Consider the following 12,779-nt stretch of genomic DNA (forward strand, 5'->3'; position numbering starts at 1 on the left):
ATGGCTTTCGAGATCTCGGAATGAGGTTGGTCACACCTCTGAAGGTTGTACGGTCTTTCGCAAAGAACAAGCAAAAGGAACACGCTTCGCGAACGGCGCAAAACGGTCAAAGTTCGCTTCAGAAAACGTCCGCGCCCCCGCAAACCCCCAGTTCACACGCATGGTCCCTACTACCGCCCCCGCCGGTAGACACGACACTCTCCCCCGTCACGTACGCTCAACATAGCAAAGCGCCAGTCAAATGGAAAGTCTTTTCATGGGTTACCGAAAGCGTAAGCTCAGCAGGTGACACAACGAAGAAAGCAACGGAGAATTCCACGGCGGGGAATGGCGATACGGGTCACGCAGGCTCTGAGCCTGACCCTTCTGCCTGCCTTGTTGGCGGGGCTCCTGTCCGCCGCGCCCGCCACGGCCGTCGACGATCCCAACGAGCCGGAGCCGACCGGCCTCGAACATATTCCTGCCACTGATCGCGGCCGGGTCCTCGGCCTGTGGAAGAACGGCGGCCCCGGTGTGCGCGCCGCCGCGGAGGCCGCGCTCACCGGCACCGACGCGGACGTCACCGAGTTCCTCGGCCACGAGCAGGAGATCGCGCAGCTCAGTGACGACCGCGTGCAGACCGTCGAGATCTTCTCGGCGGGCGGGCGCGCGGTGCGTGCGGCGGCCGAGGTGGCGATCGACGGGACGCAGGAGCAGCTCACCGCCTTCCTGAAGGGCGGCTGGAAGGCCCCCCTCGAGGAGGACCAGCGGGTCCAGGTGGCCCAGCTGATCTCGGCCGGCGGCAAGCAGGTCAAGGCCAAGGGCAACACGGCGCTCAGCGGCACCGCCGACGACGTACGCGCCTTCCTCAACAAGGGCCAGTACACCGCCCAGGACAGCGACGACCGGGTCCTGACCGTCCAGATCCTGAGCACCGGGGGCGCCGCCACCAAGGAGGCCGCCGGCATCGCGCTGGACGGCACGGTGGACGACGTACGGGAGTTCCTCGCCGTCGGCCAGTACATCGCGAGTGCCCGTGACCAGGAGCAGGCGACCATCGCCGACCTGGCCGCGCAGGCCACCGAGTCGGGCCGGCAGGCGTCGGTCGAGACCGTGGCCGCCAAGGAGGCGTCCGCCCGGGCGATCGCGGCGACCAAGCTCGCCAAGACGGCCGCGGAAAAGGCGGCCCGCGAGGCCGCTGCCGCCGGGAACGACGTGACCAAGGCGTCCAACGCGGCCGGGCGGGCCGCCGACGCTGCCAGGGGTGCGGCACGCGCCGCCGAGCAGGCCATCACCTCGGCCCGGGCGGCCAACACCTCGGCCCGTATCGCGGCCAACGCCGCCGCCAAGGCCGCCTCGGCCGCTGCGGCAGCCGCGCAGGCCGCTTCCCGTGCCCGCAGCGCGGCTGCGGACACGGCGACCGACGCGACCAAGGCCGAGGCCGCGCGCAAGGCCGCCACTCAGGCCCGGGACGCGGCGAAGGGCGCCAAGAAGGCGGCCCAGGCCGCCGAGTTCGCGGGCACGGCCGCCACCGAGGCGGGCAACGCCGCGAAGGCCGCCGCCAGTGCCGGAGTCAACGCCGACGCCGCCGCGACTGCGGCGGAGCAGGCGAGCGGTCAGGCGGGGGTCTCCGCCTCACAGGCCCAGCGGGCCCGGGAGGCGGCGGCGGACGCCCGTCGGCACGCGGCCGACGCAACGCGCTTCGCGAACGCCGCGGAGGCCCTCTCGAGGAAGGCGGCAACAGCCGCTTTCGAGGCCCGGGACGCCGCGAACTCTGCCGCCGAGCACGCCGAGAAGGCTGCCACCGCGGCCGACGCCGCCGCAAACGCCGCGCACGACGCGGCCACGGCTGCGACGGAGGCGACCAAGCACGCGAACGCGGCCACGGAGGCCGCGAACGTCGCGACCGCCGCGGTCGCCAAGGCCCGCAAGACCTTCGATCTGGCACGCGAGGTCGAGAAGGAGGAACTCGCGGGCCGTACCGCCGAGTCGGTCGCCCGCGCCGAGTACCTCAAGCGGCTGACCGACGAGCGTACGGCGCGTACGGACGCGGCCGTCGCGGAGGCGAAGCGGAAGGATACGGAGGCCGCGGCCCTGGTCGCACGGGCTGACGCGCCGGACGTCGATGTCGCCGCGATCGCCGACCAGGGCCGCGAGGCCGCCCTGCACATCGCCTCGACGCGCGGCCCGTGGAGTGCCACGGCCGCCGAGGTCGCGCTGGGCGGTTCGAACCGGCAGGTCCTCGACTATCTGCGTACCGGCCTCGAACGGGCCGCCGAGCAGGACGAGTTCGGACGCGTCGACCAGCTGGCCACCGATGCGGGCTCCGCGGCGGTGCGCACGGCCGCGGAGAAGGCGCTCGACGGCAACACCTCCACGGTCCACGCCTTCCTGACCACCGGGCAGCACACGGCCGCGGCGACCGACTACCGCGTAGAGCTCACCCGGCTGCTGAACGAATCCGGCGGCGGTGTGAAGTCGGCCGTGCAGGAGGTCCTCGACTCGGGCTCCGTCGACCGGATGCGCGAGTTCCTCACCACCGGCTACTACGCCAAGCGAACCGAGGACGAGCGCGTCCGCGCGATCCAACTGGCGTCGACCGGCACCCCCGAGGTGGCAGGCGCCGCGACGGCGGCCATAGCGGGGCCGCCCGAGGTACTGCACGCGTTCATCGAGGTCGGGCAGTTCAAGGCGCAGCGGCAGGACCTGCTCACGGCCACGCATGTGGCCCGGATCCAGCGGCTGATCGCCGGCGCGGCCCGGGTGGCGGCGACGGCACAGCAGAACGCCGCCCTGGCGCAGAAGGTGGCTGCCGACGCCCGTAAGGCGGCGGCCGAGGCCGCGAAGTACGCCCAGCAGGCGCTGGACTCCGCCAAGCAGGCCGACACGTACGCCACCGAGGCCCGTGCCTCGGCCGCCGCCGCCGAGAAGTCCGCCGCCGAGGCCGCGGCTTCCGCCCGGAAGGCCCGCGCGGCTGAGGCCGACGCCCACGCGGCGGCTCGTCGGGCGACCAACTCCGCAGCGCAGGCGGACGCGTCCGCGACAGCGGCGCAGGGTTCCGCCGGCGCCGCCTGGCAGGCCGCGAACGAGGCCCGTGCCTCGGCGGATGCGGCCGGCAAGAGCGCGGAGGAGGCGCAGAAGGCCTCGGATGAGGCGATCATCGCGGTCGCGTACAAGGTCTTGCAGGAGGCCGAGGCCGAGCGCAAGGACGCGGAGTACCGCGAGGACGTGGCCACTCTCCAGGAACTGGAGAAGGCCTTCGCGGACATGGCGGCCGAGGGGGAGACCGACTGGTGGGGTTATATCTCCGGCGCCGGCCATCTCGCCCTGGACGTGGCCGGCATGGTTCCCGGCGCAGGCGAGCCCTTCGACCTGGCCAACTGCGGCTGGTACGGAGCCGAGGGCGACGCCCTCAACTCCAGCCTGTCCTGCGCCTCGGCGATCCCGATCATCGGGTGGGGCGCGGCGGGCGCCAAGTGGAGCAAGAACGGGATGAAGGCGCTGGAGGCTTTCGCCAAGTCGCAGCGGGCGGCCGGCCAGGTGCCGCACATCTGGTCGATCCCCAAGGGTGCCGCGAACGCTCCCAACGTCAAGACTCCCGCCGCGAACGCCGCGAAGCACTGGAAGTACCACAAGGCGGAGTTCCCCGAGCTGAGTTCGGCACGGGACTACGTCGAGCTGGCGCACAGCATGCGTGGCATGAACAAGACACCCCCGCCCAACGGTTACCGCGTCTTCGACCGGGTCAACGGCGGCTATGTTATCTACAACAAGAACAGCAACACGCTCGCCGTGTACAACCCGGACGGCCTGCCCATGTCGCTGAACCGGCCGGCGCCGAAGTCCGACGCCAATCCCCGTGGATTCAACCCAGCCAATTACCCCACCCTCGCCGACTACCTCCGGGCGCAGGGCGTGGAACGCTGACGCCCTCCGGGTAAACCCCCCGAGCGAAAGGAGCCGTACCGCATGTCATCCGAGCCAGGGAGTCCGCAGGGCCCCGAGTGGGAAACCGTCTGCCGCGTCTGCGGATACGACGACGGTGTGGAACCTTTCTGGGAACACGGCTGGCCCAACGAGGGTGCCATCTGCCCGTGCTGCGCCAACGAGCCCAGCATGGGCGATGTCAGCGTGATGGGGATCCGCGACTACCGCGGCTACTGGCTCGGCCAGGGCGCCCCGTGGAGCTCACCGAGTTGCCGCCCGAAGGACTGGGACCTGCTGAAGCAGGTGGCCCACATTCCGGCTGAGTGGCGCTGACCGTCCACTCGAACGTGCAGCGGTGCACGAAAAGCCCCTCCGAGGAGCGTTCGCTCCTCGGAGGGGCTTTTCGTGTCAACCGGTGTGCGGGTGTCGGCCTGCGGCTACCGGGCCGTCCAGCCGAAGCGGACGCCTGCCGACGGGAGGCCGCCGGTACCGGGCCGGTAGGTGGTGATCGCGGTCGCTGTGGCGCCGGCGGTCACGTTGGCCATAGGCAGCGCGTACAGGGCGCCGTAGGTGCTCGGGCCGTTCGGCATGCCGACGTACAGGTTGGTGCCGGTGAAGTGGAGGCTGCGGCCGAGGTACTGGTTGGCGCCCGGGAGGCCGGGGATGCCGAAGCCGTCGCCGGGCTTCAGCCAGCGGTCGTTGGCGCCGGGGAGACCCACCAGGGAGAAGGTGTGGATCACGCCCGCGTTCGACGCCGCGTCGACTGTCTCCTGGGGGACGCCCACGGCCAGTTTCATCGTCGCCACGGTGCTCACCGCGCGCGGTGCGGTGTTGACGGCGGTCACGGTCCAGCCGAAGCGGTCGTTGGCCTGCGAGGTGCCGGTGGTGTCGTCGCTGTCGGTGCCCTGGAGGTAGGAGTTGAACTGGGTGAAGGTGCCCGAGGCGGGGATGCGGAAGGTGAGCACGGCGCCAGCGTCGTCTTTGGCGGCACCGTCGATGGTCAGGTCCTCGCCCCAGATGCCGACCGCGAGGATCGACTCGGTGGCTGCCGCCGCGCCCGAGGGGCGGTACGGGACCATGGCCAGGGCGGAGCCGAACTGGTCGCCCGCATCGGCGCCGCCGGAGATGGCGTCGAGGTCCTGGTCGAGCCCGAAGCGCGGGGTGGGCCTGCCCTCGGAGTTGAGGGTGTGGCTGAAGACGGTCGCCATGCCGGCGCCCGCGGCGCTGCCGACGGCTTCGCCCGGGGAGCCGACGGCGAAGTGGTTGCCGTCGGCCGCGATCGCGCCGCCGAAGCCGTCGTTGGCCTCCGCGGTGTCCGGGACGTTCGTGCTGTCCTGGCCGACGCTGATGTTGGTGGTGCCCCGCAGGTAGTAGACGGCGCCCGCCTTGGCGAGGGTCCCGACGGACTCGCCGGGCACGCCGATGATCAGGTACGGCTCGCCTGCGGTGGTGGTGCCGGCCGCGATGGCGTCGCCCATGCGGTCGCCGGACTCGGCAGCGGAGGTACCGATCGCTCCGGAGCCCGTGCCCTGTTCGAAGTGGGTGTTCTTCTTGACGCCGGTGCCAAGGCCGCCGGGGGCGCCGTGCAGGACGTCCACCGTACCCGCGTCGACGGCTGCACCAATGTCCTCGCCGGCGGTGCCGACGACGAGGTCGGTACAGCCGTCCTCGTCGTGGTCGACGGTGGCGAGGGACTCGCCGAACCAGTCGCCGGCCTCCGTGGCGCCGGGGACCCAGTCGAGGTTCTGGTTGATCTCGGCGGTGCCCTTGCCGCCGCCGTACACGACCCGGACAAGACCCGCGTTCGCATCGCCGCCCACGGTGGCCTGGGGATCGGCGACGGCGATGTCCTCCACGCCGTCGCAGTTGAAGTCGGTGACGCGTACCGCTCCGGTCTTGGAGTTCACCCAGGAGGCGAGGTCGTCGACGCGGGTGGCGATGCCGCCGGTGCGGGTCTCGGTGGCGGCGATGCCGAGGCAGCCGCCCTGGTAGGACTGGCTGCTCAGGGCCGCCAGTTGGGAAGTGCCGTTGACGGTGCGTACGAGGGGGCCGCCGCTGTCGCCCAGGCAGGCCGCGGCGCCGTTCTTGCCGGTGACCGTGGCGTTGGTGGCGGTGGACGCGTCGACGGAGAAGGCGCCGGTGTGCAGGTTGAAGGGCGCCCACTCGGTGGTACTGCGGCCGAACCCGGCCAGGGTGAGTTCCTCGCCGGCGGTGGGCGCGGCGGTGGCCAGGGCGATGGGGGTGACGTTGGTGACCGGGCGGTTGAGCCGGGCCAGTACCGCGTCGCGGTCGGTACGGGGGACCAGCTCGACGATCTCGCGGACGGCGCCGCCGGTGCCGGAGAGGTCGGCACGGCCGATGGTCGTGGTGGTCTTCAGGGCCGGCTTTCCGGCGGGCACGGTGAGGCCGGCGGCCGGGTTGTCGACGAAGCAGCTGGCGGCGGTGAGCAGCCATTCCCGGTCGACGAGGACGCCGGAGCAGCCGCGGTCGTGCTCGCCGACGATCACCTGTGCGGTGTAGGCGTAGGTGGTCGTGGCAGCGGGAACGGCGGGGCCGGTGACGGCGGTGGCGGAGCCGGCGGCGAGCGCGGCTGAGCCCAGGGTAAGGGCGGCGGCCAGTGCGGCGAGGCGCACGGGTCTGGCATGACGCATGAAGCGAGTCCTTAGAAAAGCGCAGGAAGCGACGAACGCACAGGAGGCCCGAAAGGCCCGGGAGGCAGGAGAAGGGGCAACGGGGGTGGGGCGAGGGCTACTTGGCCGCGCGGATCTCCACGAGCATGTGCTCACGGCTCTGCTCGTCGGCGCTCTCGCCGACCGCGGTCCAGGTGTTCTTCTCCACGTCGAAGGACTTCTCCTCCGTACCGACCGTCATGTCGACCTCGGTCGCGTACGTGTTGCCCTTGATGGCGTAGACCGAAGGGATCTCCAGGGTCAGCCAGCCGGAGGTGCCCTTCACCGCGAAGCAGATCTTGTCCGTCTTCTCACGGGCCCAGACCTCCAGCAGATCGGTCCCGCTCGCACAGTCGGCCAGCGTGATGTGCCCGTCCCCGCGCTTGAGGACGATGTTCTGCTCGGCCAGGATCTTGTCCGCGTTCGGGTAGGCGAAGTTCTCCACCGCGTACCCCGGGGCCTCATCCGCGACGGCTTCGGCGGCGGTGCCGCCCTCGTCGGCGGGAGTTCCCGGCTGGCTGCCTGTCAGCGCGAGCCAGGCCAGGGCGCCCGCGGCCACGGAGGCGGCCAGGGTACGGGTCACGAGGCGTCTGGTTCTTGACGCGGTGGTGCTGAATGCCTTCATCGCAGTCCTAAATTAGAAAACGGGCGCGAAAGCTGCGGCACGTCGAGGTCCGCAATTTTTTCAAAATTTTCAGCACGACGAAAAATACGGGAAAGACAACAAAAAAAGTGCATGCCGACGGATTCACCCCCACCCATATCCGCAGCTCCCTGAATACAAAACTATTTACTCAAACTTTGTCCACGGCGAAGACCATCACAAACTATCCAAATCCGAAAGATGCCCCGTGACTTGCGTCACCTCGCGGGAGGGTTGTACGGATGCCTGTGGAGATTTCGAAAAGGAAAGATTTCTGGTGGGTAACGTTCCGCTTCTCAACGACTCCCTGGCACCCCGGAAGCAAATAGCGATCGGCATTGACCCGGCAAAGAGTCGTCCGTACCGTCGAATCGGCAGGCTCGCCAACTCCTCTTTCGAAAAAAGCGAATTGGGGAGCCGTGTCATGTTTTCGCAGCCGTGTCCATTACGGCACAACGGGAGGATGCGAACTTTGCAAGCGTCATTGTGGAGCAGACGCCGGATACTCACGAGCGTCGCCGGAGTGGCGGCGGTCCCCGCCCTGCCCTCGATCCTCACTCTGAGCGCCACGCCCGCCTACGCCGCCGACCCGGTCGACACCGGCCTGCCGGACACCGACCGGGGCAAGGCCGTGTGGGCGTACAAGACGGGCGGCCGGGCGGCCCGCGAGGCCGCCGCCGTCGCCCTCACCGGTACCTCGGCGGCCGTGTCGGCCTTTCTCACCGGCGAACTGCCCCTGGCGACCGCGGAGGACAACCGCTTCGGCCTGCTCTCCAGCCTCTCCTACGCCGGACAGTCCACCCGTGCGTCGGTCGAAACCGCATTGTCGGCAGGGGACGCCGCGATCGCCGACTACCTGCTCGACGGCTACAGCCAGCCCTTGACGACGGACCTTCGGGTCGCGGTGTCCACCATCCTGAACAACAGCGGCACCGCGGTGAAGCGGGAGGCCAACAAGGCACTGAACGACGGCACCCAGGCGGCCTTGCGAACGTTTCTCTCCCTGACCCAGTACACGGCTCAGCAGGAGGACGAGGGAGTCGAGGTCTTCAAGATCCTCAACACCTCCTCCCCTCAGGTGAAGTTGTACGCGCAGCGCGCTCTGGACGAGGGAACACCCGAGGCGATCCACCAGTTCCTGGTCTCCGGCCAGTTCATCGCCCGCGCCCGGGACGAAGAGGCCGCGACGATCGACCAGTTGGTAGCTGTCGTGGAGCGCGAGAGCAAGCGCGCCCAGCTCAAGACGGACCAGGCCGTCGCGGCCTCCGACCGTGCGCAGGAGGCCGCCGAGAAGGCCAAGGCCGCCGCACTGGAGGCGGCGGCGGAGGCACGCGCCGCCCAGCAGGACGTCCGTAAGTCGGCCGCCGCCGCGAACAAGGCCGCGAGCGCCGCAGAGGGTGCCGCCGGCGCCGCCAACACCGCGATCGGCGCCGCTCGTACCGCGCAGGCCGCTTCCAGCCGCGCCGCCCAGGCGGCGACGGCCGCCGCTGCCGCCGCCGCATCGGCCGGGGGTGCCGCCTCCCGTGCCTACAACGCGGCCATCGCCGCGTCCAAGGACGCGTCCAAGGCCTCGGCCGCCCGCCAGGCCGCCCAAGGCGCCCGGGACGCCGCCGCGCGCGCGAAGACCGCCGCCGCCGCTGCCGACAAGGCCGCCATCGCCTCCTCCAGCGCCTCCGCAGCCGGTTCCGCAGCCGCGAACGCCGCGCGGAACGCCGCCGCCGCGGCCAACGCCGCCGCCGACGCCGCCGCCAGCGCGGGCGCCGCCCAGTCCCAGGCCGCGAAGGCCAGAGCCGCCGCCGCGGAGGCCAACGCCGCCGCCGCCCGGGCCACCCAGGCCGCGGGCACCGCGCAGACGCTGGCCAACAGGTCGGCCGCCGCCGCCCGCGTGGCCCGCGACGCCGCGAACAGCGCCGCCGCCCACGCGCTGAAGGCCGCTGCCGCGGCCGACGACGCGGCGGACCACGCAGGCCAGGCGGTCGAGTACGCCAAGCGGTCCACCACGTACGCCAACGCGGCCGTGGAGGCGGCCAACACGGCCGCCGCCGCCGTCAAGGAGGCCCAGGAGGTGGAGAAGGCGGCCCGCGACGCGGAGACCGCGCGCATCGCCGAGGACACCGCACTCGGCATCCTGGTGGCCCGTACCAGGGCCCAGGCCGAGATCGCCGACGCCGCCAGGGTCAACCAGCAGCGCACCCAGTCGGACATGACCTCCTCGGAGATCAAGGATCTGATCGCCGCCGCCGAGGGGGCGTTGAACGGCGGAGACACCGCCGCCGCCGTCGCGACCGGCCGGAAGGCCGCCGCCGGACTCCTCGGCTCGACAGGCAGCTGGACCCGCGAGGCCGCCGAGTACGCCCTCGCCGGCACCGACGCGGACATCGTCAACTGGATCGGCGCCGACCGCCTCCTCGCCCAGAGTCAGGACGACCGGGAGAACGTCGTCACCATCGCGTCGGTGGCCACCGCCACCGTCGCCGAGGCCGCGCACTCCGCTCTGGCCGCCGACAACCCGAACGCAGTCGCCACCTTCCTCGACACCGGGGTCATCACGGCATCGGCCGAGGGCAACCGCGTCCTGCTCTTCCAGGTCCTGAACGGGAACCCGGGGACGGCCGTCAGGTCGAAGGCCGAGGCGGCGCTGGCCGACGGCAGTGCCCGCGCCCTGCACCGCTTCATCAACCTGGAACTGTCAGAGGCGGCGAAGGAGGACGACAACGTCGAGATCGTCCGCCTTCTCAACACCGGCGGCCCGTTCATGAAGTCGGCGGCACAGATCGTGCTGGAAGGCTCCACCCGCATGCGGCGCGCCTTCGTCGTCCGGGACAAGTTCAACATCGCCCGCCTCGACCAGGACCACGCCACCCACGTGGCCGCCATCCGGGCCTCCATCGCACACGCCGCGAAGGTGGCCGCGAAGGCCCTGGAGAACGCCGCCCTGGCATCCAAGGCAGCCGCGGAGGCCCGCCAGGCGGCGGCAGAGGCGACCGAGTGGGCGCAGAAAGCGAACAACTACGCAAAGGACGCCGAGAACTCGGCGGCCGAGGCGAAGACGAACGCCGACAACGCGGACAGGTCGGCCGCCGCGGCGGCCCAGTCGGCCAAGGACGCCCTGTCGGCCGCGGCCACGGCGCGCGGCGCCGCCCGTACCGCGAACTACTCGATGCGGCAGGCGGTGAACTCCGCGAGGCAGGCGGTGAACTCCGCCGCCTCGGCACAGGCCTCCGCCACCTCCGCGGCGGCCTCCGCCACTCAGGCCGGCAAGGACGCGACCGCGGCTGCCGCCGCCGCCAGCCAGGCCCGCGTGATCGTCGCCCAGAAGCGGCGCGCCGAGGCCGTCGAGGCGGCCCGCAAGGCGGCCGAGGAGGCACGGAAGAACGCACAGAACGGCACCAACCCGTCCCAGACCGCAGACAACGACGACGGCACCGGTGACACCGACTACTGGGGCATGTGGCCCGAGGACATGGGCGACGCCAAGGACTGGGCGTCGGCCACCGGCCACTGGAGCACCGTGTTCGGCGGGGCGGCTGTCGTGCTCGGCATAGCCGGCGCGATTCCCACGCCGGCCAGCCCCATCCTGCTCCCGCTCGCCGGTGGAGCCAGTCTCATTTCCTGGGGCCTCCAGGGAGTGAGCACCGTCTTCACCGGCGTGGGATACGGCTGGAACAGCAGCCAGTTCCACACGGCGCTCGGCATCACCATTCTCGGCGGCATCTTCTTCGGCAAGGGCAGGCTCCTCGAGAAGTTCGGCGTGGGCGAAGGACTCGAGTCCCTGGCCAACACTGTTGGCGGCAAGGTGTCCAACATCGCCAGTGACGCGACGACCACGGTGATCGGCTGGGTCACCTGGTAGGTACCGTCGTACGACCGGCCGGGGTGGCACGTGCACACACATCACGTGGGCGCGCGCCACCCCGCGACGTCAGGCCTGCGTCGTCGTCCGCCCACCCACAGGCGCACCAGCAGAAGGGATTCCATGCTGACCTCCCATTTCTCCCGCACCGAGTGGTGGATCGCCGCGATCGCGGCCGGCTTCGCCCTGGCAGTGGCGATCCAGTCCCTGGTCCCCGCGAAGAAGGACAAATGGAAGGCGGTGCTGCCGCCCGTGGGCGCCGCGGTGTTCATCGCCCTGAGCACGAGGACATCCCCGAACGACGGGGAGAACACGGCGCTGATGCTGTTCACAGCGATGGCGCTCGGTCTGGCGATCACCCGGGTCGTCTTCGCCGGATTCATCAGACGCCAACTGGAGCTGGTGCGCTCGGGACAGTCCATGGAGAAACTGACGGGCAGGCAGACCACGGTCTTCTTCCTCACCTTCGCTGCCGTCGTGGCGGTGATCGTCGCCACCCTGTGATCCCCTGATGTTTCGGAGGGGTGTACCGGGTACGTCGGTGCCGGCGGGTGCGGTGGGGGCTGGGCAGGGTCCAGACGTACGGGTCCGTACGCGACAGCAAGGACCAGGCCGGCCCGATGCTCACCTTCACTTCCAGCGGCTGGCAGGCCTTCCTGGCCGACGCCAGGTCCAGGGAGTTCAGCCACTCCACACGAGGCTGACGTCGGCCTCAGTCCGGGTTCGGTGGCCTCCTCAATGGACCGTGGCGAGTTCGTGCGGCGCGGGAATTCGGGTGTCCTGATGGCGAGGGCCATGCCAGCATCAGCGGGTGATCGACGATGCGGAGCTGCTTCCTGCCGAACTGGTCGGGAGGCGACTGCAGCAGGTGACCACGGCTTGGCGTCACCACCCCGATGGTGAGCGGTCGTTGCTGCACCTGTGGCTTCACCTGGAGGGGCTGGGCCCGGTTCTGTTCCGCGCGCCCGGTGCCGGCTTGTCGCTGCGGGCCGACCAGCCGCACGGGCCGTATTCGACAGCGGAGCACAGCAAGGTCTCGGTGGTCGACGACTCGCCGGACGTTCCGGTGACCCGGTTCGTCGGACAGCCGATCCGCTCGGTTCGGGAGATCGGCTACGCGGACGGCCATGTCGACTTCACGGCCGGCCTCACACTCCAGTTCCCCGGCGGGAGCGTTCGGCTGCTTGGTCTCGACGACGGCCTCCTCATCGCCCACGATCAGCATCTGGGCGCTGTCGAGACCCATCTGCACGAGGACGTGACCATCGCGCGGGCAGTGCAGACCTGCGAGGGCTGTCCATCGCAGTGGGATGCGTGGACAGCCCGGGGCCAGTATCTGTACCTGCGGTACCGGCACGGCGAGGGGACCGTCGAGCAGCATCCGAGCGAAGACACGGACACATGGGACGGCGAGGAGTCGAGACTCTGGACCAGCTGGGACGACGGGACCGACGGCGGCTGGATCGAACTGGCCGACTTCCTCGCCATGGCCGGTCTGCGGCTGACGCCGAACGCCGAGGTCAGCACCACATCGCCGATCGACGGGAAGGCCTGACGACAGTGCTCGCGCACCCGGATGGCGAGTACGCGATCACCGCGCTGTACTCCGTCCCTGACGACGCCTGGTACCTGGAGCTGGGCCTCGTCCAGGATCAAAGAACCTTCGTGACAGCGATCGTCCCCGACGAGGATCCGGCGCGAGAGCCGA

Annotated in this window: 8 protein-coding genes; 6 read left to right on the forward strand and 2 right to left on the reverse strand. The window is 70.6% G+C overall.

What is annotated here, in order from left to right; translation table 11 throughout:
* The first annotated feature begins 327 nt into the window (after positions 1 to 327).
* Positions 328 to 3,906, forward strand: coding sequence for a hypothetical protein (locus tag G3I56_RS23955; RefSeq protein WP_164412236.1), 3,579 nt, complete (start codon positions 328 to 330; stop codon positions 3,904 to 3,906).
* A 42-nt stretch (positions 3,907 to 3,948) separates the two neighbouring features.
* Positions 3,949 to 4,239, forward strand: coding sequence for a hypothetical protein (locus G3I56_RS23960; protein ID WP_164412238.1), 291 nt, complete (start codon positions 3,949 to 3,951; stop codon positions 4,237 to 4,239).
* A gap of 104 nt (positions 4,240 to 4,343) precedes the next feature.
* Here the strand turns inward: G3I56_RS23960 and G3I56_RS23965 are convergent, their stop codons facing one another.
* Both G3I56_RS23965 and G3I56_RS23970 read right to left on the reverse strand, forming a co-directional pair.
* Entirely contained in the window at positions 4,344 to 6,557 is a 2,214-nt protein-coding gene (locus tag G3I56_RS23965; protein ID WP_164412240.1) for a trypsin-like serine protease, read from the reverse strand.
* A gap of 97 nt (positions 6,558 to 6,654) precedes the next feature.
* The gene (locus G3I56_RS23970; RefSeq protein WP_203690517.1) at positions 6,655 to 7,200 is read right to left on the reverse strand and encodes a hypothetical protein; all 546 of its coding nucleotides are present in this window, start codon (positions 7,198 to 7,200) and stop codon (positions 6,655 to 6,657) included.
* Positions 7,201 to 7,741: 541 nt separating this feature from the next.
* Between G3I56_RS23970 and G3I56_RS44785 the strand changes: the two genes are divergently transcribed.
* From G3I56_RS44785 to G3I56_RS44075, 4 genes are all read left to right on the forward strand, one after another.
* Complete coding sequence (locus G3I56_RS44785) at positions 7,742 to 11,071, forward strand: ALF repeat-containing protein (RefSeq protein WP_343240036.1); 3,330 nt, start codon at positions 7,742 to 7,744, stop codon at positions 11,069 to 11,071.
* Between the two features lie 123 nt (positions 11,072 to 11,194).
* On the forward strand, positions 11,195 to 11,575 hold the full coding sequence (locus tag G3I56_RS23980; protein ID WP_164412243.1) for a hypothetical protein: 381 nt from the start codon (positions 11,195 to 11,197) through the stop codon (positions 11,573 to 11,575).
* Between the two features lie 47 nt (positions 11,576 to 11,622).
* Positions 11,623 to 11,775 carry a DUF397 domain-containing protein gene (locus tag G3I56_RS44790; protein ID WP_203690518.1) on the forward strand — a complete coding sequence of 51 codons (153 nt, stop codon included), beginning with the start codon at positions 11,623 to 11,625 and terminating at the stop codon, positions 11,773 to 11,775.
* 107 nt (positions 11,776 to 11,882) lie between these two features.
* A complete protein-coding gene (locus G3I56_RS44075; protein WP_239135061.1) occupies positions 11,883 to 12,626 on the forward strand; it encodes a hypothetical protein in 744 nt (247 codons plus the stop codon).
* Positions 12,627 to 12,779 lie beyond the last annotated feature (153 nt).

The sequence above is a fragment of the Streptomyces sp. SID12488 genome (assembly GCF_010548275.1).
Lineage (GTDB): Bacteria > Actinomycetota > Actinomycetes > Streptomycetales > Streptomycetaceae > Streptomyces.